The sequence below is a fragment of the Flavobacterium algoris genome, from assembly GCF_048158525.1.
Lineage (GTDB): Bacteria > Bacteroidota > Bacteroidia > Flavobacteriales > Flavobacteriaceae > Flavobacterium > Flavobacterium algoris.
This window is the reverse complement of sequence record NZ_JBLNKT010000007.1, coordinates 101964-128102: the sequence shown is the minus strand read 5'-3', so window position 1 is coordinate 128102 and position 26139 is coordinate 101964. Positions and strand designations below refer to the sequence as shown.

Below are 26139 nucleotides of genomic sequence, written 5' to 3'. Positions count from 1 at the left end.
TCAAACTTACCGTCCCATATAAATCAACAACACCGAAACATCGCTTGGTGAAACGCCGCTGATCCTTGATGCTTGAGAAATGGTTACAGGACGAATCTTGCTTAATTTTTGCTTTGCTTCAATCGACATTGATTTGATTTTATCGTAATCAAAATTCTCAGGAATTTTCACATCTTCCAAGCGCGTCAATTTATCTGCGTTGTTTCTTTCTTTTTCGATATAACCAGAATACTTCACTTGAATTTCGGCTTGTTCTAAAATTTCCTGATCCAAATCGTTGGCTGCAACATAAGCAGCAACCTTTTCAAATTTCATGATATCTTCCAAATCAATTTGCGGACGCGAAAGAACCTTAAACATCTTATCGCCTTGTGTAATCAAAGCCGTATCTTTTGATTCCAAAATAGGATTTGCTTCTGCAACCGAAACACTCGTTTCTTTAAAGAAAGCTACCATTTTTTCAGATTCATTTAGTTTGTGTTCCATTCTGCGCAAACGTGCTTCAGAAGCCAAACCAATTTCATGCGACATAGGTGTTAATCTAAAATCAGCATTATCCTGACGAAGCAACGTTCTATATTCCGCACGAGAAGTAAACATTCTGTATGGCTCTTCGGTTCCTTTGGTAATTAAGTCATCAATTAAAACTCCGATATACGCTTCATCTCTTTTTAAAATTAAAGGCGCTTTTTCATGTACTTTTAAATGCGCATTTATTCCAGCCATTAATCCTTGAGAAGCTGCTTCTTCATATCCGGTTGTTCCGTTTATTTGTCCTGCAAAATACAATCCTTCAACAAGCTTTGTTTCCAAAGTATGTTTTAATTGTGTCGGCGGGAAATAATCGTATTCGATTGCATAACCTGGACGAAAGAATTTCACTTTTTCAAATCCTACTACAGAACGCAACGCTTTGAATTGAATATCCTCAGGAAGCGAAGTTGAAAAACCATTTACATAAACCTCACAGGTATTCCACCCTTCTGGCTCAACAAATAATTGATGTCTTTCTTTATCCGCGAAACGATTAATTTTATCTTCTATTGACGGACAATATCTTGGTCCAAGACTTTTTATTCTACCGTTAAACATTGGTGAACGATCAAAACCTTCTCTCAAAATATCGTGAACATCAAGAGATGTATAGGTCATGTGACAAGACTTTTGATGAACCAACGGTGAAGTTATATCCGAGTACGAAAATTTATCCGGCTTAGCATCTCCTTTTTCTTCATTCATTTTAGAATAATCCAAAGAACGTCCATCCACTCGTGGAGGCGTTCCCGTCTTCATTCTGCCTGCTTGAAAACCTGCATTCACTAAATCTTCGGTAATTCCATACGCTGCACTCTCGCCTGCTCTTCCTCCACCAAATTGTTTTTCACCAATATGAATCAAACCATTTAGGAAAGTTCCATTGGTCAACACAACCGATTTAGATCGAATCTCTACTCCTAACGAAGTGCGGATTCCTTTTATTTTTCCGTTTTCAATAATCAATCCTTTCACCATCTCCTGATAAAAATCAAGATTAGGAGTTCCTTCCAGCATCATTCTCCATTCCTCAGCAAAACGCATGCGGTCACTTTGAACACGTGGAGACCACATTGCAGGACCTTTGGATTTGTTCAGCATCTTGAACTGAATCGCAGTTCGGTCTGAAACAATACCGGAGTACCCACCCAATGCATCAATCTCACGCACAATTTGCCCTTTGGCAATTCCGCCCATCGCCGGGTTGCAAGACATCTGAGCAATGTTCTGCAAACTCATTGTCACCAATAAAGTTTTTGAACCCAAATTTGCGGCAGCGGCAGCAGCCTCTGAACCGGCATGTCCCGCACCAACAACTATCACATCATATTCATCTAGAAACATCTTTTCGTATAATTTAACCCTTCAGTTGTATTCAGGTTGTAATTTTGAAATCTATTTTTTGTTTTGTTCCACGTGAAACATTCTATTGTAAACTCTTTCGATCGCAAAAATGTTCCACGTGAAACATAACGACCCTGATATTATAAAAGCAACTTACTGTTCCACGTGAAACAACGCTAGCTTTTCATCTTCTTTACTGCGCATCAAAAGCTCGTCCGCCTCCCCTTTGTCTTTATATCCACAGTAGTGCAAAACTCCGTGAACCAAAACACGTTTCAATTCGTCTTCAAAAGGAACATTAAAATCAACCGCATTATCTTTTACTCTTTCGATAGAAACAAAAACATCACCACTCAACTCATTCCCCATCGTGTAGTCAAAACTAATGATGTCCGTTAAAGTATCGTGATTAAGATATTCTAAATTGATTTTATGTAGATATTCATCGTCGCAAAAAATGTAGTTTATCTCTCCCTCTTTCTTGTTCTCTGAAGTAATTACATTAGATAACCAAGCAGCGACTGCTTCTTCGTTGTCTAAAGCAAAGTCGGTTTCGTAATTAAAATTGATCATTTTTTATTAAAATATTCTTGAACTTTTTGATTAAAATTCGAGCGCAAAGGTAAGGATTGTCTATTTAATATTTCTATGCTATTCAAATAATCTAATAAAGCAGCGGGCAGCGCGTTAGATTGATTATTAAACTCCTTTTTATTGGTTTCTGATTGGCGTTTATTTTCTTCTCCTTGTTGCTGCAAAGCCGTATTCAATTTCAACAATTCTTGTTTCACATTTAGAATCTTTTGAAGTGTTTCGTTTTTAAATCCTTTGTTTAATAACTGCTTTTCAATTTGCTTCATTTGTTCCAAAGCATTTTGTCCATTCCCACCTAAACCTTTTTTATTTAGTTCGTTTTCCAAAGCTTCACGCAACTGCTTTTGCTCTTTGTAAATTTCCATTATTCCTTCGGCATCACCTTCATCTTGATCACCTTGTTGACTTCCGTTTTCTCCGGATTTTCCTTCCTTACCAGTCTTGCCTTTCTCGCCGTCACCCGGTTTTTGACCTTTCTTAATTCCTTCTTTCATCTTCTCGCCCAAGCCATCTTGCCTTTTAATAATGTCCGGCAATTGCATCCCTTGTCCTTGACCAGGTTTAGGTTTCCCTGAACTCATTCCGGACAATGACATTTGCATCATGTTGAGCATATCACTAAGCATGTCCGCCAATTTATTAGCAGCAGCAATTGAATATTGCTGATGGGATAAACCTTTAGGAACCTGAGCATCGGATAAACTCTCTAGAGATTTATCAATATTGTAATGTACGTTGCCTATTTCTTTAGTCACCTCTTCGGCAATTTTAGGATTTCTCAAAGACATAGCAAACAAACTATCATCAACATGTTTGAACTGCTGTTTTAAATCTTGTTGAATTTTAATATTTTTATTATACCCTGGAGAACCTGCTTTATGCCCTTTAAACTGATTCATCAAATCTTCCTGTGATAAAGAAAATGCCAATAAATTATCCAAAATTTGTCGCAACATAACAACATCTTCTTGAAGCTGCTCCTTCTCATTTCCTTCCAAAGTCTGTGCCATTTTTGCCGCCATCTCTTTCAACTTTTTCGAGGCGCTTTTTTGATTTGGCTTAGCTTTCGCTTTATTGTCTTTCTTCAATTCCTCAGAAGCTTTCTTCAAATCTTGATCGATACTTTTTTCTTTTACATCATCATTAGGAAGATCTATCGGCGATTTCAATTCCTTATTTTCTTTTTCTAAATCTTTTAAATCTTCTTGTATCTTGTCAAATTCCGAATTAATATCTTCTTGTTTATCTAGTTTGTTTTCCTTTTCATCATCGGATAATTTATCTTGTTTTTCGGAAAGCTTAACCAATTTATCCCCTAACTGTTCCGCTTTCTTTTCTACATAATACTTCTTAGTCAACTCAACTAATTGTTCTAAATTTTTAGTTTGATTTTTACTGTTTTGTTTAAATTTATCTAATTTAGAAAGTAGCTCTTCGTTTTTAATTTTGTCATTCAGTTCTTTTAATTCATCCAATAATTTTTGGTTTTTATCCAAATCTTTATCGGCTATGTCCATACGCTTTTCTAACTCTTCTTTTAGCTCATCCTTTTTATCGGTTTTGAATTTATCCAAATTATCCTTCATTTTCTCCGCAAACTGTTTCATCATTTCATCTTGTTGCTTTTGGCGTTTGATGAAATCATTTACTTTCTGCTGGTCTTTAAATTCAAGATTGTCTTTCTCTTTTCCGGTTTTTTGCAGTTTTTCAATTTCGGAAATTTGCTTGTCTTGGTTTTTTAAGGACTTCTCTAAACCGTTGATGTTATCATTTTGCAGTTGCAAAATTTCATCTTCTTTCTCTTCGTCAGTCGAAACACGATTCGAGAAAACGGAAGATTTTGTGCTTTTAAAATGATGAATGGCATCATTGTCATACACCTCAAAATAATAGTCATATGAAACTCCCTGCTCTACCGGAAGATTACTCGGGAATGAAAATACAAATTGATCAACAGCTGCTTTTTTAACAGCGATTGTTCCACGTTTAGCAGTTTGTGGTTTGTTTCTTTCATAATACACAATCTGAAGTTTAGACAATCCATAATCATCAGAGATTTGTCCCAAAACATAGTTCCGTCCTACCTTCAAACTGTCTGGCGCATTGTTTACACTAATGGCTGGAAACTGATCTTTGACAATGGTAAGCTGATAATTCAGTTTTTCGTAGTTTTTTACCTTATCATTCGAAGTAAGGATTTGATAATCTGTGTTTTGAAGTATATTTTTAGATAAAGTAAAGCTGTTTTCAGTTTTCGAAAAAGGAATATTAGACATTCCGTCAATCCAGTCTACTTTTTGTGTGGCTTGAGTATCCATATTCCAAGTAACACGAGTTCCTTCGGGAATAATGGCGTTACCAGTTCCTTTGATGTTTTCAGGTTTTTTATTCAAATAAGAAGGAAAGTTCAATTGCATTTCGAAATTAGCAATCGAAGGAACCGTAATCACTTTCAATTCATAATCCGAAGAAGAAACAGCATTTCCCTCCACGTGGAACAAAACAGCTTCAGAAGGCTTTAGAATTTTAAATTCAAACTCTCCTGCATTTGTGTTTTCCATAAAATAACTTTCGTCACCTATAAAAATCATGGCGTTCTCTGGAACAACTTTACCTACTGTTTTAACTCGAAGTATAAAATCCTTGCCTTGTTCGGTTTGCAGGTTCGAATTCAAAACCACAAACTTAAAAGGAGCTGGCGGTAAAAAAGCCGAATTGAAATGCACTACTCTATTCAGACTTTGCGAAATCACATTGCTGTTACCCGAAAAATAAAAGACGGCAAAAAACAAAATAGGAATAAATGCTAACGGTAAATATTTTTGGTTTGAATTGAAGTTTATGGCGTTGCCAAAAGGGATTGGTTGCAATGCATTGGCTTTTTGTTCAATCGATGCGAGTAACAATTCTGATTTATTTAGATGATTATCAGCATCCGCCAATTGCAGAAAATTAGTCAGCTTGTCGCTCACTTCCGTAAAATGATTTCCAATTATAGCTGAAGCCTGATTGTAATCGATTCCTTTTTGGAGTTTAAACAATTTAAATATTGGAAATAAAATAAATCTTGACAACAAATACACTTCAACTCCTACAAAAACCCAAAATAAAATCGTTCTTCCCATTGGCTTGAGCCAAAGAAAATATTCGACGAAAAGTGTAACTAGAAAATACAACAATCCTAAACCGATAAAGAAAATGATTCCCCGTATCAATTCATTGGTGTAAAACTTTCTGATAAAAGCTTCCAGTTTCCTGTAAATAATATTTGAGTGTTCCAAAATTTATAACATGTTTTTATAACCACTAAAAGTAACAATTTTTTAAATTCAGACCATGTTAAAAATATAATAATCGAAAAAAGTAGATTGCTGATTCATCATAAAGTTTACAAAGGGTTAAAAAAATTAAACCATATAAGGAATTTAAGAACATATAAGGTTTGTATCGAATTACCTTATATGCTAATTAAATAAAAAAGAACTTTGTGTCTTTGTGTCTTCGTGGCGATAAGAAGTTCTTATCTTTGCAAAAAATTTACAGCAATGTCTAAACAAGTTCGTGTGCGTTTTGCACCAAGTCCAACTGGACCTTTACATATTGGCGGAGTACGTACCGCATTATTCAATTATTTGTTTGCCAAAAAAAACAATGGTGTTTTCTTCTTACGAATTGAAGACACTGACCAAAACCGTTTTGTTCCCGGAGCCGAAGAATATATCATGGAAGCACTGGAATGGCTAGGAATTGCTCCAGATGAAACTATTGGAAAAAACGAAAAATTTGGTCCTTACCGTCAAAGCGAAAGAAAAGATTTGTACCAACAATATGCTGATCAATTAATCAATTCCGGCAATGCGTATTACGCTTTTGATACCGCAGAAGCTTTGGACGCAGAGAGAAAATTAGAAGAAGAACAAGGAAATACCTTTATATACAATCACCACAACAGAGAAAAATTAGACACTTCTTTGGCTATTTCTACTGAAGAAACTGCCAGAAGAATTGCTGATGGAGAACATTATGTAATCCGTTTTAAAACTCCGGTTAATGAAACTTTACATTTACATGACATCATTCGTGGTGACGTAAAGTTTGAAACGAGTCTTTTAGATGATAAAGTATTGTTTAAAAGCGACGGAATGCCAACCTATCACTTGGCTAATATTGTAGATGATCATTTAATGGAAACTTCTCATGTAATTCGTGGTGAAGAATGGTTGCCTTCGATGCCTTTACACGTTTTATTGTACAGAGCCTTTGGCTGGAAAGCACCAGAATTTGCACATTTACCATTGATTATGAAACCTGTTGGAAACGGAAAATTATCCAAACGTGACGGTGACAAGATGGGATTTCCAGTATTTCCACTAGATTGGAAAACTGAAGAAGGTGTTTCATCAGGGTACAGAGAAAAAGGATTTTTCCCGGAAGCAGTCGTTAACTTCTTAGCTTTATTAGGTTGGAATGATGGAACTGAAAAAGAATTATTCACGCTGGAAGAATTAGTTGAAGCATTTGATTTGAACAGAGTTCACAAAGCTGGAGCTAAATTTGATCCTGAAAAAAACAAATGGTTCAATCACCAATATTTGGTAAAACAAGAAAACATTAATTTAGCGAAATCCTTTGCTCCTATTGTAGAATCTAAGGATGTTAACCGATATTATTCTTTGGTAGAACTGACAAAAATTGTTTCTTTAATCAAAGAACGCGCTCATTTTGTTTCTGAATTTTGGGAATTAAGTGATTTCTTTTTTATGGCTCCAATATCGTATGATGAAAAAGCACGGAAAAACTGGAAAGAAGAAACGCCAACATTGATGGAAGAATTAATTTCTGTTATAGAAGAAATCACTGATTTTACTTCGATGAATATCGAAACTATTGTAAAAGATTGGATGACAAAAAACGAAATTGGAATGGGCAAAGTAATGCAACCATTTCGTTTGAGCTTGGTTGGAGCGCTGAAAGGTCCTCACCTATTTGATATCGTTGAAGTAATTGGAAAAGACGAAACAGTTAACAGAATTCAAAAAGCAATAGCTACTTTATAAAAAAAATCCTTTCAGTCCCGAAGCTTCTTGACTGAAAGGGTTAATGCTAAAAAGCTTCAAATCCAGATTAAGGATTAGAAGCTTTTTTTATGGTTATGCTTTGAAGAAAGTTACTTTATAATATTCTTCATTATCTGATTCTAGTAACCAAATTCCTTTCTCAGAAATAATAGTATTGAAAAACAATTTCTTTTTTGAATCTATATTTTTCAAATAATCTGCAACTTTTTTGTTAGTATCAATAGCAATCAAACCATCATTATCAAATACTTTCTTTTTATAACCTTCATATTCATAAAAAGAAAGGAAGAAAGCCCTATAGTCTCCTTTAAGTGTGTATATCTTATCTTCTTTATAAGAAATCTTATTTTTGTTTAAAATTTTACCCGTATTTTTATCTAAAAGACCGTAATGAACATAATCAAAAGTATTATCCGTGCCAGTTTGAAAAAGTAAATTATCATTATACATTGAAAATTTTGAAAACAAACCAACTAAATAAAATTTATGGTTAAATTCTTTTACATCATCAATTTTATTAATTGATTCCCATATTTTTTTTCCAGTTTTATCAAACTTAAAGACATAATACCCTGATGGTGTATTCATATCATTTAATTTTTCTGCTTTATTGCCAAACAAACCATAAATATATACATCTCCGGTTTTTTTATCTTCCAATAAATCATTAATTCCCATATCAGATTTAAATCTTGCCATTTCATTTGTACGACTTCGTCCAATACATACTTTACCTGTATTAGAATAAATTAAATAATCCAAAGGCAAAGAAATGCTATAATTTTTTTCGTCAATTTTTTTTCCGTCAGTATTATAAAAAGTTCTAAACAAAATAGTTGACTTATAATCTTTAGAAATGGATTTAGTAATGATTTCGAATTTATCATTGTCTATCAAATTTGCAACAAAACCTAAAGATTCTTCGGGTTTTACAGACTCTTCACCTAATAATCTATTAATATCAGGTTTTTGAATGGGTATAATCTTCTTATCTTTTGAAAAAAGATTTAAAATTTTTAAATATAGTTCATCTTTCTCATAAACAACTTTGTTTTTATCTTTTTCATCAACAATATCCAATTCATATTTATCATTAAAAAACTGATTTCCAAATGTGTAATTATGATTAAAAATACTTCCTTTAAAATTATGATAATTACGATCCTCTTCATCATCAGAAAAATTTAAAGTAGGTGTTTGTTTCCCATTAACAACATACTTATACGTTTTAGCACCTGAAAATTTTGTAAAATCAACTAATTTAAATGTATTTTCAGTTATTGAAAAAATAGATCCAGCGGTTTCAAAATTATCTGCTAAAATTTCTTTTTTTCCATTACTGTCATAACTGCTAATGTTACTTATCCTTCTGTTAATAGACATCGAAGCATATGCCCCTTTCTCGATAACAATCTTGTCACTTATGGGAAGATAATGGTATCGCATTGGAATGTTATCCTTTTCAAACTTTTCCTCTACAATCGTGGTTTGAGCATTCATATAAATGCTAGAAAGTAACACAAAATAAAAAAGTGGCTTCTTCATAAGTAAATTTAATTTTAAGTTAAAAATAGAAATCCCTCAAATGTAACACATTAGAGGGATTTTTTATAATTTTTAATATAAATTTTCTTATAAATAAAGAATCAAATCTCCATTGATAATTCCTGGATTTCCTTTGAAATTTACCCCTAAATTCTTCGTGTTCAAGTTACCCAGCATATTGTTTATTCCATATTGATAGGAAACATTAAGTCGGAAATGACGTACCCCAGCAGTTATTCCTACTGTGGGATAAAAATTAAATTTAGAAATATCCTCAATGTCTTTTGCCAATAAAGTGGTTCCTGAAATGATGTTATTTTCGTTTTGGATATCCACTTTCAATTTTCCGTTTACTTGAACTAATGGCCCAAATTCAACACTCAAATGATTTTCGATCAATTTATAACTCAACTGCAATGATATTTGACCAGAAGGCAATTTATAATTTACGTCTTCATTTGCTAAAAAAAGCGTTTTTGTGGCAACTGAAAAATTATTTTCACTAAACTGCATTGCGTAAACCATGTCCCAATTGTCATAGAAATTTCCTCGCATCGAAAGCCCGGCATTCCATCCTGTTCCTGGTTTAGTTTGGAAATTATTTGTGTTCAACGTGAATTGATTGATACCTAAACTGATACCAATTCTGTTAGAATCCCTGTATCCATATTGGGCAAAAGCAGTTATGGTAATTAAAATAAAAACCGAAGTAAGATATATCCTTTTCATAAAATTAAATTAAACAAAGACAAACCTAAAGTTTTTTTGTAATTTAACAGTAATTTTTTAAACTAAATTATTCATACTATGGACATTCCGTTGATTATTTTTCTTGTATTTGTATTATTTATTTTTCTTTCCTCCTTCTTCACGGTAAAACAACAATCCTCGATTATTATTGAACGCTTTGGAAAATTCTTAAGTGTTCGAAATTCTGGGTTGCAACTAAAAATTCCATTGATTGATCGAATTGCAGGACGTGTAAATCTAAAAATCCAACAGTTAGACGTTATCATTGAAACCAAAACCAAAGACAATGTGTTTGTAAAAATGAAAGTTTCTGTTCAATTCAAAGTGATTCAGGAAAAAGTCTACGATGCCTTTTATAAACTGGAATATCCACACGATCAGATTACGGCGTATGTTTTTGATGTAGTTCGTGCCGAGGTTCCAAAACTGAAATTAGATGATGTTTTCGAAAGAAAAGATGATATTGCAATAGCCGTAAAACGGGAATTAAACGAAGCTATGACTACTTATGGGTATGATATAATCAATACTTTAGTAACGGATATTGATCCGGATATTCAAGTAAAAAATGCCATGAATAGAATTAATGCTGCTGACAGAGAGAAAACTGCAGCTGAATTTGAAGGAGAAAGTACAAGAATAAGAATTGTAGCCAAAGCCAAAGCAGAAGCTGAAAGCAAACGTTTACAAGGACAAGGAATTGCTGATCAAAGACGTGAAATTGCTCGTGGACTTGTAGAAAGTGTAGAGGTTTTAAATCGTGTGGGAATCAACTCGCAAGAAGCATCGGCTTTAATTGTGGTTACGCAACATTACGATACGCTACAGGCCATTGGCGCCGACGCAAACTCTAATTTAATTTTATTGCCTAATTCTCCTCAAGCCGGAAGCGATATGTTGAATAACATGGTAGCCTCTTTTACAGCCTCAAACCAAATGGGGGAACTGATGAAGAAAAACAATAAAAAGGTGAAACCAAAAACAGAGGAACATCAAACAGGTCATCAAGCGCCACAACCTCCAGAAAACCCTGAAATAGAAATATAATTTTTAAATAAAAAAGAGGCTTAATTGCCTCTTTTTCTTTTTGATAACCAGTTTTTTACAAACGGAACTGCTTTATTTAGTAAAAAAGGAATCGCCGTTGATACGATAGTTCCATAAGGAATAGCGGAACTATAGGTTCCTATTAAGTCACTTACAATGTTTTGTGGTGTAAAGCTCTCTTTAGTTTTTTTAACACCATAAACCAATTTTTGATAACTGATTTCCTTTTCAATCTTTAAGATTTCCAGTTCCCTTTCTATTTGAGCATAAGAAGAGTATTTTTTAGTTTCCATAATTTTTAGTCGTTAAAAAATATTTCTGAAAATTTCTCTAAAATTGGACCTTCAACTATTTTGTCTTTAACTAAAAACAAAAGACCTGTTGCAACAAGATACGCTCCTCCTATGATTAGAAATCCAAGCGGATAACTATCTAAAGAATTGCCTATTGCCATAGCAGCCGCTACAGAGCAAAACAATAAGACCATACCGAAACATAAAAAAATCAATGAGAACTTAAGAATCATGGTAGTAGACTTCATTGCTACTTTAAAACCCCATAATTTATAATAAGCCTTGTTGTTTTTTAAATATGCCTGGATTTGTTCCTGAATATCTTCTGTATTTTCTTTTAATTCTTCAAAAGCCATATTTATTTGTTTTTAATATCAATTAGAAAATAACCAATATTATTTTTGAAGTTTAGCATTTTGTTCTTTTAAATCTGCCAACTTTGATTCTAAAAAAGAAATCACATCTTCTGTTTTATGGCTCACATTAGAAATCAATTCTTCATAAGTTTCTTGAAGTTCTTTTTTTTTGTTGTGAACAAATTTACTCTTTAACTCTTCAGATGCATTTTCAAATTTGTGTTTTAAATCTTTTATGGCATCATCATAACCATCTTTAAATTTTTCTCTTGTTTTTGTACCTTTATCTGGCGCAAACAAAATTCCAATTCCAGCTCCAATGGCTGCACCAGTTAATAGAGCCAATAATGTATTTCCTGCGTTATTCGACATGATATTCCATTTTTGATTGTTAATTATTAAAATTACGAATTTTATTAACATATCGTTGTTAACAAGCAGTTAATTTATTTTAAACAAGGCTAAAAATCGAAATAAAACGCGCTATTAAAACAAATCTTTAACAAGTATATAAGAACTCGTAAAACTTAAAAAAAGACTTTAAATCCAGTTTATTTAAGCCGTTTTTAATTAATAAATCTTATGGAAAATTAATTTTTTATATCAATTTACTATAATAAAAAAAGCGCCTTATAAAAGACGCTTTTAATCATTAAAATCTATAAGTAAGATTTAATTCTAAAATTTCAGTTCATTCAATAATTCCAAAACTTTTTCTGTTTTTTCATTCTTTTTTAATTCTGAAAGCTGCGTTTCAAAAAGACTGAAATTATTCAAATCATTTTGTAAATTTTGAATTGCCAAAATTCTAACCGCAGCCATTTGACTTTTTAACGACATCGTGTATAATTTGGTCAAAGATTCTTCTTCGATATCTTTGACTTGTACTTTATCTGAATAATGCAAAATCAAATTCGAAAATAACAAGGAGTTATTGTCATTTTTAATGTTTTTGACAATAGTCTGAATAATTAAACTGTAGTTATCAATACTTTTTATGTTATCAACAATACTGTTTAAAATTAAATTGGCATTATTTTCGTCTTTTTCCTTCACATATTTATTGATTTCTTTTTGGGTATTCATCAATAAATTTTCTTCTTTTTTGCCTTTTTCTTCCCAAGCATCTTTCAATCCTACGGTTTTATTAAAGACAATTTTATCTTCCGTCGTGTCTTTATCAACATTGAAATATCCCAAACGTTGAAACTGGAATTTTTCATCTGATTGTACCGTTGCTAAACTTGGTTCAACAAATCCTTTTACAATTTGTAATGAACTAGGATTCATAAATTCTAAGAAATTTTTCTCTTTATGACTATCTGGTGCTTCATCAATAAACAAACGATCGTACAAACGAACTTCCGCTTCTAGAGCATGTTGTATAGAAACCCAATGCAAGGTTCCGGCCACTTTTCTCTGACTGGCTTCACTCCCACTTCCACTGCGACTGTCTTCATCATAAGTCACGTGAATTTCAGTAATAGTTCCTGCTGCATCTTTTACAACACTTTCTCCTTTAATGATATAGGCATTTTTAAGACGCACTTCTCTCCCTAAACTCAATCGGAAAAATTTAGCTGGAGCTTCTTCTAAAAAGTCTTCTCTTTCAATGTATAATTCTCTTGAAAAAGGAACTTTTCTAAATCCAGCACTTTCATCTTCCTGATTATTTTCGGCTTCTAACCATTCTTCTTTATCTTCGGGATAATTCGTAATCACCATTTTTATGGGATCCAAAACCGCCATAACTCTAGGAGCTTTTTTGTTTAAATCTTCGCGCAAGCAAAATTCCAAAAGTGAAAAATCAATTATATTTTCTCTTTTGGCAACACCAATAATATCACAAAACTTACGAATAGAATTGGCTGTATAACCTCTTCTACGTAATCCTGAAATCGTTGGCATTCTAGGATCGTCCCACCCATTTACTATATTTTCCTGAACCAATTGCAATAGTTTTCGCTTGCTCATTACCGTGTAATTCAAGTTCAAACGCGCAAATTCATATTGATGTGGTCTTACTTTTGAGTCATCATAAATCTGGTCTAAAAACCAATTGTATAATTCACGGTGCATCACAAATTCAAGTGTACAAATAGAATGTGAAATTTGCTCTATATAATCACTTTCTCCGTGTGCATAATCATACATTGGATAAATATTCCAATCATTGCCTGTTCTGTGATGATGACGGTGTAAAATACGGTACATCAATGGATCACGCATCAGCATGTTTTTTGAAGCCATATCAATTTTGGCACGTAAAACATGACTTCCTTCCGGAAAATCACCTTTTTTCATTCCTTCGAATAAAGTAAGATTTTCTTCAATAGAACGGTTTCTATAAGGTCCATCAACTCCGGGTTGTGTTGGCGTTCCTTTTTGAATTGCCATGTCTTCAGAAGATTGACTGTCTATATACGCTTTACCGTTTTTAATCATGGCAAGCGCCCATTCGTATAACTGCTGAAAATAATCAGAAGAGTACAATTCTTCGGTCCAATTAAAACCCAACCATTTCAAATCTTCTTTGATTGCATCTACATATTCCTGTTCTTCTTTGGCTGGATTGGTATCATCAAAACGCAAATTAACTGGCGCATTGTATTTTAATCCTAAACCAAAATTTAAGCAAATAGATTTGGCGTGACCAATGTGTAAATACCCATTAGGCTCCGGTGGAAAACGAAAACGTAATTTATCTTGTGGAAAACCATTGGATAAACTGTCCTCAATGATTTGTTCTATAAAATGGAGTGATTTTTCTTCGGTTGACATTTTTTTGTTTAATTTTAGCAAAGATAAATAAATGGTTTAAAGTTTACTGTTTAAAGTTAAAGAGATAGCTTTAAACCTAAAAAAATTTGAACAAAAAATTAAAAAATGGGATTTATAAAATTAAAAAATATCAGAACCTACTCCTATCACGGTTGCTTGATTGAAGAAGGAAAAATTGGTTCTGATTATTCAGTTGATTTAAAAGTTAAAACAGATTTGCGACAATCATCTATTACAGATAATTTGGTTGACACAGTCGATTATGTGTTGTTAAACCAAATTGTGGTGGAAGAAATGGCAATCAGAGCCAACTTATTAGAACATGTTGCACAACGCATCATTGCCAGAATTATGAAAGAAGTTCCAGCCATTTCAAGAGTTATTCTGGGTGTTTCAAAGTTAAATCCTCCTATTGGTGGTGACGTTGAAGCGGTTACAATAGAAATGGAAGAATATAGAAGTTAAATTAAAAATGTTTCAAAGGGTTTAATAAATATTTTTTGAAATTTTTAAACTTTAAACTTTTAAACTTTAAACTTTTTAGTTACTTTTGCCATCCGTTCAACTACGGCGTCGTGGCCGAGCGGCTAGGCTGGGCTCTGCAAAAGCTCCTACTCCGGTTCGAATCCGGACGATGCCTCTAAAACCTTCAAAGCAATTTGGAGGTTTTTTTTTATGGCTAATTTTTAAGAAAAATAAAATTATAGTTCGAATCCGGACATAACTCTTATCCTTCAAAGCAATTTGGAGGTTTTTTATGTATAATTTTTAAGAAAAATTAATTAAAGTTATTGTTCGAATCCGGACATAACTCTCATCCTTCAAAGCAATTTGGAGGTTTTTTTTTATGGCTAATTTTTAAGAAAAATTAATTAAAGTTATGGTTCTAATCCAAACGAAACTCATATTCTTCAAAGCAATTTGGAGGTTTTTTTTTATGGCTAATTTTTAAGAAAAATTAAATAAAATTATAGTTCGAATCCGGACAGAACTCTTATCCTTCAAAGCAATTTGGAGGTTTTTTATGTATAATTTTTAAGAAAAATTAATTAAAGTTATTGTTCGAATCCGTCCCGAAGCTTCGGGAGATGCGGCTGAAACCTTCAAAGCAATTTGGAGGTTTTTTATGGAAAATTTTAATATAAAGATTCTCAATTGTAAACCAAAATAGCACACAGATTATACAGATTAAACGGATTAGCACAGATTCTTTGTTGGTAACAATAAGAGAAAGCATAATCATTGAAACTTAAATGAACTTATATTCCTTAAATGGTCTATAATTTTCAACATATGAGAAATATAAGTTCATATAAGAAATAGTATAATTATTCAATTTGTCAAAAAAAAAGTCTAAATCTGGATATTTCTATCGGATTTAGACTTTTTTTATTATTGAAAGAAAAACGTATTTACTTATTTATCAATCTTTTCGAATGCATCTTTAACCATTTCTTTTTCTTTTGGAAACCATCCTTGAGTGATTAAAACTATTCCGAAAATCATCATCACGATGCTGATTCCTTTCTTAATTTTAAGAATATTATTGGGTGTTAATTTTGTTTTTAATTGCTTCGCTAAAGCTATTTTAATACAATCAATCAGTAAATAAGAAAGTATTACACTGATAAAAAAAGTAATCATTCTGGAAGTTTGCATTTCTAATTTTGGTCCTACTGAAATGATAATAGCCAACCAAAAACCAAGAACGCCAATATTAATAATATTCAGAAAAAAACCTTTTATAAAAAGACTTAAATAATTCTTTTTTATAATCTCATTATCTATTGCTTCTGTATTTATTTTTTCTTCTTTTTTTAACCGGACAAAAGAAATGATACCATAAACTAACATCAATATTCCACCAAAAATAAAAAGGGCAGGTTTATCTTTTAAACTTTGAATTAATCTGTAACTGCCTAAATAAGCTATTCCGATGAATACAATATCACCTAAAACAACCCCTAAATCAAAAACTAAAGCAGCTCTAAATCCCTTTATAATACTCGTTTCAAGTAATATAAAAAACACAGGACCAACCATAAAACTCAAAAAAATTCCCCAAGGAATACCGGATAAAATATCGTTTATCATTAAAAATCAAAATTTATCAGAATAGAATGCAAAACTATTATTTTTCTATGATAGTACCACCTAACAATGTTTCTTTATTAATTTGTTTTGGTTTTCCATGAATATAAATAGAACCACCAGCTTTCACTTTTGCATCGACCAATGTAGTAGCATAGATTTCTGCCTTTCCTCCTGCAGCGACGCTTATTGATGTTTGTGCAGTATGTAAATCACTTGCTTTCAAAATTCCACCAGATGTAATGACAACATCTTGATTTAATGCTTTTCCTGAAATATCAATTATTCCTCCTGAATTTGCTTTAACATTCACTTTTTCCACATCTAAATCAATGTTTATTTCTGATCCGGCTTTTGAATTTAAATCAATACTGGTTTGTTTAAAAGTGTTCTCACTTGAAACATAACTTCCCTCGCTTGCACTGATACTTTCAATTTTTTTAAAATATAATTTAACAGTAATAGCATCACCCGATAATAATTTTGGAAAAGGCATTCTTATCTTTAATTCTCCATTTTTATTAACTATTTCAACTTCATCAGCTCTATTTCCTGTTATAATAATTTTATTTTCTGAGCCTGAGATTAATTTAACATTGATCTTATCAAATACTTTAACTGCATCAAAATCTCCTAAGTTTCTGGTTATCTGTGCATTTATTAGTTGACTTAAAAATACAAAGGCAATAATCACTAATTTTTTCATTTTTTTTATTTTATTGGTTCTTCAATTCTTCTTAAAAAATTAAAATCCAGTTGTTTTTTAACTAAATCGGCATTTTTTACTTTAACGTAAATTTCATCTCCTAATTGTAATAATTTACCCGAAGTTGCGCCAGTTAATGCATATTGTTTTTCATCAAAGGTGTAATAATCGTCTTTTATATCTCGGATTCTACACATTCCTTCACATTTATTCTCGATAATTTCTACATAAATTCCCCATTCCGTCACACCGGAAATTACTCCTAAAAATTCTTGATCCTGATGATCTTGCATGTATTTTACCTGCATGTATTTGATAGAATCACGTTCTGCATTAGTTGCTAAACCTTCCATTGTTGAAGAATGAACACATTTCGTTTCATACGTTTCTTCATCAACTGATTTTCCACCGTCAAGATAATGCTGCAACAATCGGTGCACCATTACATCAGGATAACGACGAATTGGTGAAGTAAAATGCGAATAATATTCAAAAGCCAAACCGTAATGTCCGATGTTATCCGTAGAATATTTGGCTTTACTCATACTTCTAATCGCCAAAGTATCGATTAAATTTTGTTCTTTTTTACCATTCACTTCTTCCATCAAAGCATTCAATGATTTAGAAATATCGCCTTTATTGCGGAAATCAATTTTGTAACCAAACTTGGCAATAACCGTTTGCATGGCAATTAATTTATCTTCATTTGGCTCATCATGAATCCTGTAAATGAAGGTTTTCTTTTGTTTTCCAATGAACTCTGCTACTTTTTTATTAGCCAAAAGCATGAATTCTTCGATCAGATGATTGGCATCTTTGGAAACTTTAAAATAAACACCTTGAGGCTCCCCGTTTTGATCTAAATTGAATTTTACTTCCATTTTATCAAAAGAAATGGCTCCATCAGCCATTCTTCTTTTTCTGAAAATTTTAGCTAATTCGTCCATTTTTAAAGTCGCTGAGACAATTTCTTTAGAAACTTGATACGAACTTCCAGTTATTGAAATTTCTTCCGGAATCACATCGTCCTTCGTTTCTATGATATACTGCGCTTCTTCGTATGAGAATCGTTGATCAGAGTAAATTACAGTTCGACCAAACCATTGATTGACCACTTGCGATGTTTCAGTGATTTCAAAAATAGCCGAAAACGTATATTTTTCTTCATTGGGACGCAACGAACAAGCAAAATTTGATAATACTTCCGGTAACATGGGCACTACCCTATCGACTAAATAAACGGATGTTGCTCTTTGATATGCTTCATCATCTAGGATGGTTCCTTCTTCAAGATAATACGAAACATCGGCAATATGAATACCAATTTCGTAATTGCCATTTTCTAATTTTTTAAATGATAAGGCATCATCAAAATCTTTGGCATCTTTTGGATCAATCGTAAAAGTCAACGTATCGCGCATGTCACGACGTTTGGCAATTTCACTTTCTTCTATCGAGGTATCTATTTTTTGAGCATAGGTTTCCACTTCAATAGGAAATTCTGATGGTAAACCGTATTCTGCAAGAATAGCGTGAATTTCGGTATCATGTTCTCCTGGTTTTCCTAATACTTTTATTACTTTTCCAAAAGGACTATCAGCTCTGTCTGGCCAATCTTCGATATGAACTAAAACTACATCTCCTTGCTCTGCCTCTCCTATTTTATCTTTTGGAATAAAAATATCTGTATACATTTTTGGATTGGCAGTAGAAACAAAAGAGAAATTTTTCTGGATATCGATAACACCCACAAAATCCGTTTTATTTCTTTCAATCACTTCAATCACTTCACCTTCAGGTCGTTTCCCTTTTCTTCGATTGTAAACATATACTTTTACAATATCTTTATCTAAAGCGTGATTTAAATTATTGGTGGGAATGAAAACATCTTCTTCTAGATCCGCACAAACAAAATAAGCTGTTTTACGGCCTGTCATGTCAATCTTACCTTCGTAATAGTCTTTGCTTACCGCTTTTATTAAATACTTCCCCGGTTCTGATTCTATAATTTTATCTTGAGAGGCCAGAATCTTTAAATCTTTTATAATTTGATTTCTACTTTCGGTGTCATCCAGTTCCAGCTTTGCTCCTATTTGTTTATAATTGAATGCTTTATTAGCACTTTGCGACAATATTTTTACTATTTTATCAGAGAAATCTTTCTCTTTTTTGATCGGCTTTCTTAATCTTTTACTCATACTTCTTTTCTTATTGCGCATAAAATTACGAAATAGTTAATCGTTATCAATAAACGGTTAGCAGTTTTAAAGAAAATATAACTTTACAGAATAGTTGTACCTTTATAAAAACAATTAAAATGGAAGATTTTCAAACTATTGCTATTTTTAATTATTCACATGAAATTGTTGTTCTGAAACATATTTTAGATCAAGAAGAAATTCCTTATTTTTTTGAAAATGAAACAACATTAGCTGTTGTTCCTTTCTACTCAAATGCATTAGGCGGAATTAAATTAAAAGTACACGTTAACGATTTTGAAAAGGTTCAGGAAATTTTAGATCATTTGAACAACAATCTAACCATCGTTTAATTCAATTTTTATTTTTTATTTTTTCAAAGTTGTCAACATATATTTAAATAAACAAAAAGAAAAATTAAATTTAAATTCTTTCTTGGTTGTTATTATAGCGTGTTAATAGCCACAACAAATTTATTTTAAAAGGTATTGAAATGAAGTTTAAAGTTGTTATACCGACTTATCAACAATGTTATTTTAAGGTAAAGGATTAGTTTTAAAGTATTTTTAAATTTTAATTAACAATGGTTAATAATATAAATCGAATTGATTTTGTAAATAACTACTTTTTGAGTTTTTGTTAATAAACTGTTTTTTTATAATGATAACTATTCTACAAATTCACCAAACAATATTTGGATTTCTAATGTGGGTTTTGGATTACTTATTTTTAAGTTAGAACCAAAAAAAACTTCTAATATTCTATCTAAAGTTATGAACAGGTTGTGTTAATTTAAAGTTAACTGAATATCAAGCGATTGCGTTTTGCTATTAACAATGTAAAAAATTAACATTTTAAATATAAAATGTACATTGATTCACAGTTATTTATAGATTTATTAAAATTGTTGATAACCGCTAATCAAATAGTAATCTGATAGTTATAACCGGCTATCATTTACTTTTATTTTTAAGAACTTATTTGAATTGAATTGTACCATTAAAGAATGCGAAATTTAAATTCGACAAAACTAAATTTCTTTATTTAAATTTGCACCACACAACTTAATATAGTAAAAATGAAAATATCCATAGGAAACGATCACGCTGGTCCAGAATACAAAAAAGCAATTGTTGAAATGCTTAAAGCAAAAGGGCATGAAGTAACTAATTACGGAACGGATTCAGCAGATAGCGTAGATTATCCTGATTTTGGCCATCCAGTTGCTATTGATGTTTCTGAAGGAAAAGCTGATTTTGGAATCGTTATTTGCGGAAGCGGAAATGGAATTTCAATGTCGGTTAATAAACACCAAAAAGTACGCGCCGCTTTATGCTGGATAAAAGAAATTGCAGTTTTAGCCCGTCAACATAATGATGCTAATATAATTAGTATTCCTGCGCGTTATACTTCAATTCCGCAAGCTGTTGAAATGGTAGATGCTTTCTTAAATACTGAATTTGAAGGTGGAAGACACCAAACAAGAGTAGATAAAATTTCTTGTTAGAATCTTTTTATGACAATGGTATTAGAAACGGCATTATAAATAATTTTAACCGATTGGATTCGAGAAATGATGTGGGAGATTTATGGGAAAATTATCTTGCTTCAGAAAGAGTAAAAAAGCAAAATTATCAAAAAATAAAAACAAATAATTACTTCTGGCGCACTTATGATCAGCAAGAATTAGATTGGTTAGAGGAAAAAGCGTCTACTTTAGCCGGTTTTGAGTTTAAATGGAATGAAAATAAAAAAACAAAAATTCCAACTGCTTTCGCAAAAGCCTATCCGGAAGCTACTTTTGAAGTAATCAATAAGAGTAATTATTTAGATTTTATAATGTAATTTTCATTAAAAATGTCAAAATAAAATAAAACGCCAATAATTAAAATTTGGATAAATACAATTCTGAAAAACTTAAAAAGATAGTGTTTTTTAGCAATTTTATGTCTAAAAATGTACATGGCTAATGCCGAACCAATTGTGCCGCCAACAGCAGCAAATGTTAAAAGGGTTTCTTCGGAAATCCTTTTTTTATGGGTAATGGCTAATCGTTTATCATAAGCAGTAATTATAAAAGCTAAAATATTCAAGGTTAAAAAACTATATAATAAAGTCATAAATGATATAAATTTCAAGTTTAAAGCTATTATTTTAGCTAAAAATTAATTAGACAATTTCAATTTTTTCTAATTAAACATTTTTAAAGTTAAAACATTTAAAATTATCTAATTACAGGATGACCAATATACAATTTATAGCTAAAACGGTTGCAACAGCAGCCATTAATATTCAGAAAACCGTTCAATTATTACAAGAGGATTGTACCATTCCGTTTATTTCCCGGTATCGAAAAGATACAACAGGAAATCTGGATGAAGTGCAAATAGAACAAATTGCAAAGCTTCAAAAAGAATACGAAGTGATTGTAAAACGAAAAGAAGCGATTTTAAAATCGATTACCGAACAAAATGCACTTTCGCCGGAATTAGAAAAAAAAATCGAACAAAGTTTTGATTTACAAGAACTCGAAGATTTTTATCTGCCATTCAAAAAGAAGAAAAAAACCAAAGCTGATGTTGCCCGTGAAAACGGATTAGAGCCTTTGGCAAAAATTATCATGGCGCAAAATAATGATGCTATTGATTTTATTTCTACAAAGTATTTGAATGAAAATGTCATCAATGAAGATGCCGCTTTACAAGGCGCCAGAGACATTATTGCCGAATGGATTAATGAAAATATTTATGTTCGAAAACAACTCCGAAGATTGTACGAACGCAAAGCAATCATTACCACCAAAGTAGTAAAAACTAAAAAAGACGAAGAAGCAGCACAGAAATTCAATCAATATTTTGAATGGTCAGAACCATTGACTAAAGCGCCATCCCATCGATTATTAGCGATGCTTCGTGCCGAAAATGAAGGTTTTATCAAGTTTAAAGTAGAAGTAGATATTGATGAAGCCTATGATATTATTGATACATTAATCCTAAAAAGCCAAAATAGCACAACACCTCACGTACAATTAGCCATTGAAGACAGTTACAAACGATTGTTGAATCCGGCAATTTCAAATGAAGCTTTGCAAGAGGCAAAAGCTAAGGCTGATGCCAATTCTATTCAGGTTTTTGCAAATAATCTTGGACAGTTATTATTAGCACCGCCTTTGGGCGAAAAACGAATTCTGGCAATTGATCCGGGATTTAGAAGTGGTTGTAAAATCGTTTGTCTGGATGAAAAAGGGGATTTGTTATACAATGAAACCATTTATCCGCATGCGCCTCAAAAAGAGGAAGCGATGGCGATGAAAAAAATCCGTTCAATGGTAAATTCATACAAAATTGATGCGATTTCAATAGGAAACGGAACGGCTTCACGAGAAACCGAATTCTTCATCAAGAAAATAGCTTTTGACAAACCCGTTCAAGTTTTCATCGTTTCCGAAGCCGGAGCTTCTGTTTATTCTGCTTCTAAAATTGCGAGAGAGGAGTTCCCAGATTATGATGTTACGGTTCGTGGTTCGGTTTCTATCGGGAGAAGATTGAGCGATCCATTGGCGGAATTGGTCAAAATTGACCCAAAAGCCATTGGCGTAGGCCAATACCAACACGATGTGGACCAAAATAAATTAAAAGAAGAATTGGATAACACGGTGATTCGTTGCGTGAATTCTGTTGGGATAAATATCAACACGGCGAGTAAACACTTGTTGAGTTATGTGAGTGGAATAGGAGAGAAGTTAGCCGAAAACATTGTGCAATATCGTTCTGAAAATGGCCCTTTTCAAGACCGAAAGCAACTCAAAAAAGTACCTCGTTTAGGAGAGAAAGCCTATCAGCAAGGGGTTGCTTTTATCCGAATTTCGAATGCAAAAAATCCATTGGATAATTCAGCAGTGCATCCCGAAGCTTATGGAATTGTGGAAAAAATGGCCAAAGATTTGAAATTGACGGTAAATGATTTGATTGCCAACAAAGAGAAAACAGCTTTAATAAAACCCGAAAATTACATTACGCCGGAAATAGGTTTATTGGGATTGAAAGACATTATAAAAGAACTCGAAAAACCCGGATTAGATCCAAGAAAATCAGCCAAAGTATTTGAATTTGACCCCAATGTAAAAACCATAAAAGATGTAAAATCTGGAATGATTTTGCCTGGAATTGTGAATAACATTACCAATTTTGGTTGTTTTGTGGATATTGGAGTAAAAGAAAGTGGTCTGGTGCACATTTCACAACTCAAAGCAGGTTTTGTAAGCGATGTAAACGAAGTGGTAAAATTACACCAACACGTTCAGGTAAAAGTAACCGAAGTTGATGAAGACAGAAAGAGAATTCAGTTGACGATGGTTATTTAAATCATAAAAAAAAGGCTTTTCAAATTATGAAAAGCCTTTTTTTATTTTGTTTCGTCTTCTTTTTTATCAGCTGGCTGACTGTCATCTTTGGCTGCGTTTTTGAATTCTTTAATTCCGCTTCCTAAACCTTTCATTAATTCCGGGATTTTTTTACCTCCAAAAAGTAATAAAACAACGGCCAATATAACAAGGATTTCTGTAACACCTAATCTTCCCATGATTGAATAATTTAATGCCGAAGCAAATTTGTGATAAATCTAACCACAAAGATAATTAGAATAACTTAACAGGAACTCTTTTTAAGGCAATTATTTGGTTTCAATAACGTTAAAAATTTATTAAAACAAATTTGTAGTCTTTAAAAAGGGGCAAATGGAACGGAATACTATCCATACTATAAATTGATTATATTTGTTCAATAATCAAATTGTATGTCCGCGAAAAGACAAAAAAGAAAAAAACTCAAGGAAAATCTATTCAATAAAAAACGTTTAATAATTTTAAACGAAGATACTTTTGAAGAAACATTTTCTTTAAAACTTACTTTGATGAATGTTTTTGTATTTGTCACTTTGAGTACCATTATTATTATAACAGTGACCACTTTTATCATTGCTTTTACGCCTTTGCGAGAATTCATTCCGGGATATTCTTCTTCAAAACTTAAAAAAGATGCCACCCAATTGGCTTTAAAAGCAGATTCTTTGTCGTTTGCTTTAAAGAAAAATGAAGCTTATATTAAATCCATTCAAAAAGTATTAACAGGAGAATTAGAATATGCAAAATTTAATAAAGATTCCATCCTTGCAGCAACTGAAGAAGTTTCCTCTCCGGTAAATTTATCTGCTTCAAAAAAGGAAATGGAATTAAGAGAACAAGTAGCGAAAGAAGAAAAAGAAACGATTTCTAAAAAATCAAAGTAAAAATTCACCTATCTTTTTATCTTTAATAAAGAATAAATCCAAAAAATGTCAATAAAGTCAGTTGCTGCAAAACTATTTGCACTTAAAATTTATAAAAAAACTCAGGCTTGGGTCAATAATCCTGTGGAAACCCAAAACAAAGTTTTACAACACTTAATCAAAGAAGCTAAGGAAACTCAATTTGGATTGGATCATCATTTTGATACTATAAAATCAAGTGCCGATTTTGCGAATCAGGTTCCGGTTCGGGATTATGAAGCGTTGAAACCCTATGTTGATAAGGTGGTAAAAGGTGCCGAAAATATTCTTTGGAAAGGGAAGCCCTTGTATTTTGCCAAAACATCGGGAACAACTTCCGGAGTTAAATATATTCCGTTGACCAAGGAATCCATGCCTTTTCATATTGAAGCGGCTCGAAATGCGATTTTGCATTATATTCATGAAACGGGAAAAGCGGATTTTATTGACGGGAAAATGATTTTCCTGCAAGGAAGCCCAATTCTGGAAGAAAAGTACGGGATTAAGTTTGGAAGATTATCTGGAATTGTAGCTCATTTTGTTCCAAAATACCTGCAAAAAAACCGCATGCCTTCTTGGGAAACCAATTGTATTGAAGATTGGGAAACCAAAGTGAATGCGATTGTCGAAGAGACTTTCAACGAAAACATGACGGTGATTTCAGGAATTCCATCTTGGGTGCAAATGTATTTTGAAAAATTACAGCAAAAAGGAGGGAAGCCAGTGGGAGAAATCTTCAAAAATTTCAATTTGTTTATTTACGGCGGGGTAAATTATGAGCCGTATCGCGCCAAATTTGAAAATTTAATAGGTCGAAAAGTAGACAGCATTGAATTATTTCCGGCTTCGGAAGGTTTTTTTGCGTACCAGGATTCCCAAAAAGAGCGCGGCATGTTATTGTTGTTGAACTCGGGAATTTTTTACGAATTTATAAAAAGTGACGAATTTTATACTGAAAAACCAAGCCGTTATACCATTGGCGAGGTGGAATTAAATGTGAATTATGTGTTGATTATTTCTACCAATGCAGGACTTTGGGGTTATAATATTGGTGATACAGTTCAGTTTACTTCATTAAAACCGTATCGCGTTATCGTTTCGGGAAGAATCAAGCATTATATTTCCGCTTTTGGAGAACATGTCATTGGAAAAGAAGTAGAAAGTGCGTTACAGGAAGCAATAATTGGAACTACTATTCGAATAAATGAATTTACTGTTGCGCCACAAATCACGCCAGCAGAAGGATTACCGTATCACGAATGGTTCATTGAATTTGAGAACGATCCGGAAGACAGCGTCACTTTTGCGGAAGCGATAGACAATGCCATGAGAAAGCAAAACGGATACTACGACGATCTGATTGTGGGACACGTATTGCGAAAAGTTGTGATTACAAAAGTCACTAAAAACGGTTTTCAGGAGTATATGAAATCGATAGGCAAGCTGGGCGGACAAAATAAAATCCCCAGACTTTCTAATGACAGAGCCATTGTGGATTTATTAAACAAAAAATAAAAG

23 protein-coding genes and 1 tRNA gene are annotated in these 26139 nt (G+C 32.5%); 10 read left to right on the top strand and 14 right to left on the bottom strand.

The annotated features are described in order from the left end of the window. Nucleotides 1-6: 6 nt before the first annotated feature. The 3 genes from mnmG to ACM55I_RS05900 all read right to left on the bottom strand — a co-directional run bounded on the left by mnmG (nt 7) and on the right by ACM55I_RS05900 (nt 5753). The gene (gene mnmG, locus ACM55I_RS05910) at nt 7-1878 is read right to left on the bottom strand and encodes a tRNA uridine-5-carboxymethylaminomethyl(34) synthesis enzyme MnmG (protein WP_416845832.1); all 1872 of its coding nucleotides are present in this window, start codon (nt 1876-1878) and stop codon (nt 7-9) included. Between the two features lie 153 nt (nt 1879-2031). Then, nucleotides 2032-2451, bottom strand: coding sequence for an rRNA maturation RNase YbeY (gene ybeY, locus ACM55I_RS05905; protein WP_416845831.1), 420 nt, complete (start codon nt 2449-2451; stop codon nt 2032-2034). Further along, nucleotides 2448-5753, bottom strand: coding sequence for a hypothetical protein (locus ACM55I_RS05900; RefSeq protein WP_416845830.1), 3306 nt, complete (start codon nt 5751-5753; stop codon nt 2448-2450). The genes ybeY and ACM55I_RS05900 overlap by 4 nt, the downstream gene beginning before the upstream one ends. A 264-nt stretch (nt 5754-6017) precedes the next feature. Between ACM55I_RS05900 and gltX the strand changes: the two genes are divergently transcribed. Further along, on the top strand, nt 6018-7529 hold the full coding sequence (gene gltX / locus ACM55I_RS05895) for a glutamate--tRNA ligase (RefSeq protein WP_416845829.1): 1512 nt from the start codon (nt 6018-6020) through the stop codon (nt 7527-7529). A 93-nt stretch (nt 7530-7622) separates the two neighbouring features. Here the strand turns inward: gltX and ACM55I_RS05890 are convergent, their stop codons facing one another. Both ACM55I_RS05890 and ACM55I_RS05885 read right to left on the bottom strand, forming a co-directional pair. Then, nucleotides 7623-9095: a hypothetical protein gene (locus ACM55I_RS05890; RefSeq protein ID WP_416845828.1), complete on the bottom strand. Its 1473-nt coding sequence runs from the start codon at nt 9093-9095 to the stop codon at nt 7623-7625. A gap of 87 nt (nt 9096-9182) precedes the next feature. After that, nucleotides 9183-9824, bottom strand: a complete 642-nt coding sequence (locus tag ACM55I_RS05885; protein WP_416845827.1) for a porin family protein — start codon at nt 9822-9824, stop codon at nt 9183-9185. A 78-nt stretch (nt 9825-9902) separates the two neighbouring features. On the opposite strand from ACM55I_RS05885, the gene ACM55I_RS05880 reads away from it, so the two are divergent. Continuing rightward, on the top strand, nt 9903-10892 hold the full coding sequence (locus tag ACM55I_RS05880; RefSeq protein ID WP_416845826.1) for an SPFH domain-containing protein: 990 nt from the start codon (nt 9903-9905) through the stop codon (nt 10890-10892). Nucleotides 10893-10912: 20 nt separating this feature from the next. Here ACM55I_RS05880 and ACM55I_RS05875 read toward each other — a convergent pair whose 3' ends face one another. From ACM55I_RS05875 to ACM55I_RS05860, 4 genes are all read right to left on the bottom strand, one after another. After that, entirely contained in the window at nt 10913-11185 is a 273-nt protein-coding gene (locus ACM55I_RS05875; RefSeq protein ID WP_416845825.1) for a DUF6327 family protein, read from the bottom strand. A 5-nt stretch (nt 11186-11190) separates the two neighbouring features. Continuing rightward, the gene (locus ACM55I_RS05870; RefSeq protein ID WP_416845824.1) at nt 11191-11541 is read right to left on the bottom strand and encodes a phage holin family protein; all 351 of its coding nucleotides are present in this window, start codon (nt 11539-11541) and stop codon (nt 11191-11193) included. Between the two features lie 39 nt (nt 11542-11580). After that, nucleotides 11581-11913, bottom strand: coding sequence for a YtxH domain-containing protein (locus ACM55I_RS05865; RefSeq protein ID WP_416845823.1), 333 nt, complete (start codon nt 11911-11913; stop codon nt 11581-11583). 306 nt (nt 11914-12219) lie between these two features. Continuing rightward, nucleotides 12220-14322, bottom strand: coding sequence for a glutamine--tRNA ligase/YqeY domain fusion protein (locus ACM55I_RS05860; protein WP_416845822.1), 2103 nt, complete (start codon nt 14320-14322; stop codon nt 12220-12222). Between the two features lie 105 nt (nt 14323-14427). Between ACM55I_RS05860 and folB the strand changes: the two genes are divergently transcribed. Together folB and ACM55I_RS05850 are read left to right on the top strand one after the other, a co-directional pair. Then, nucleotides 14428-14787, top strand: a complete 360-nt coding sequence (gene folB / locus ACM55I_RS05855) for a dihydroneopterin aldolase (protein ID WP_416845821.1) — start codon at nt 14428-14430, stop codon at nt 14785-14787. A 104-nt stretch (nt 14788-14891) separates the two neighbouring features. Next, a tRNA-Cys gene (locus tag ACM55I_RS05850) sits at nt 14892-14962 on the top strand. A gap of 776 nt (nt 14963-15738) precedes the next feature. Here the strand turns inward: ACM55I_RS05850 and ACM55I_RS05845 are convergent. The 3 genes from ACM55I_RS05845 to rnr are packed head-to-tail and all read right to left on the bottom strand — an operon-like array spanning nt 15739 to nt 19317. Further along, a complete protein-coding gene (locus tag ACM55I_RS05845; protein ID WP_416845820.1) occupies nt 15739-16416 on the bottom strand; it encodes a LysE family translocator in 678 nt (225 codons plus the stop codon). A 37-nt stretch (nt 16417-16453) separates the two neighbouring features. Then, nucleotides 16454-17119, bottom strand: a complete 666-nt coding sequence (locus tag ACM55I_RS05840; protein WP_416845819.1) for a head GIN domain-containing protein — start codon at nt 17117-17119, stop codon at nt 16454-16456. Between the two features lie 5 nt (nt 17120-17124). Then, complete coding sequence (gene rnr, locus ACM55I_RS05835; protein ID WP_416845818.1) at nt 17125-19317, bottom strand: ribonuclease R; 2193 nt, start codon at nt 19315-19317, stop codon at nt 17125-17127. Between the two features lie 119 nt (nt 19318-19436). On the opposite strand from rnr, the gene ACM55I_RS05830 reads away from it, so the two are divergent. The 3 genes from ACM55I_RS05830 to ACM55I_RS05820 all read left to right on the top strand — a co-directional run bounded on the left by ACM55I_RS05830 (nt 19437) and on the right by ACM55I_RS05820 (nt 21162). Continuing rightward, nucleotides 19437-19670 carry a hypothetical protein gene (locus tag ACM55I_RS05830; RefSeq protein WP_039108353.1) on the top strand — a complete coding sequence of 78 codons (234 nt, stop codon included), beginning with the start codon at nt 19437-19439 and terminating at the stop codon, nt 19668-19670. Nucleotides 19671-20395: 725 nt separating this feature from the next. Further along, entirely contained in the window at nt 20396-20824 is a 429-nt protein-coding gene (rpiB, locus tag ACM55I_RS05825; RefSeq protein ID WP_416845817.1) for a ribose 5-phosphate isomerase B, read from the top strand. Continuing rightward, nucleotides 20818-21162: a DUF4143 domain-containing protein gene (locus ACM55I_RS05820; protein WP_416845816.1), complete on the top strand. Its 345-nt coding sequence runs from the start codon at nt 20818-20820 to the stop codon at nt 21160-21162. Before rpiB ends, ACM55I_RS05820 begins: the two co-directional genes overlap by 7 nt. Here ACM55I_RS05820 and ACM55I_RS05815 read toward each other — a convergent pair. After that, complete coding sequence (locus tag ACM55I_RS05815; protein ID WP_416845815.1) at nt 21141-21437, bottom strand: DUF1294 domain-containing protein; 297 nt, start codon at nt 21435-21437, stop codon at nt 21141-21143. The two genes, ACM55I_RS05820 and ACM55I_RS05815, sit on opposite strands and share 22 nt — an antisense overlap. Before the next feature lie 119 nt (nt 21438-21556). On the opposite strand from ACM55I_RS05815, the gene ACM55I_RS05810 reads away from it, so the two are divergent. Continuing rightward, complete coding sequence (locus ACM55I_RS05810) at nt 21557-23680, top strand: Tex family protein (RefSeq protein WP_416845814.1); 2124 nt, start codon at nt 21557-21559, stop codon at nt 23678-23680. Nucleotides 23681-23721: 41 nt separating this feature from the next. Here ACM55I_RS05810 and tatA read toward each other — a convergent pair whose 3' ends face one another. Continuing rightward, the gene (gene tatA / locus ACM55I_RS05805) at nt 23722-23898 is read right to left on the bottom strand and encodes a twin-arginine translocase TatA/TatE family subunit (RefSeq protein ID WP_416845813.1); all 177 of its coding nucleotides are present in this window, start codon (nt 23896-23898) and stop codon (nt 23722-23724) included. Between the two features lie 213 nt (nt 23899-24111). On the opposite strand from tatA, the gene ACM55I_RS05800 reads away from it, so the two are divergent. Together ACM55I_RS05800 and ACM55I_RS05795 are read left to right on the top strand one after the other, a co-directional pair. After that, nucleotides 24112-24603, top strand: a complete 492-nt coding sequence (locus ACM55I_RS05800) for a peptidase (RefSeq protein ID WP_416845812.1) — start codon at nt 24112-24114, stop codon at nt 24601-24603. A 45-nt stretch (nt 24604-24648) separates the two neighbouring features. After that, the gene (locus tag ACM55I_RS05795; RefSeq protein WP_416845811.1) at nt 24649-26136 is read left to right on the top strand and encodes a GH3 family acyl-acid amido synthetase; all 1488 of its coding nucleotides are present in this window, start codon (nt 24649-24651) and stop codon (nt 26134-26136) included. Nucleotides 26137-26139: the final 3 nt, after the last annotated feature.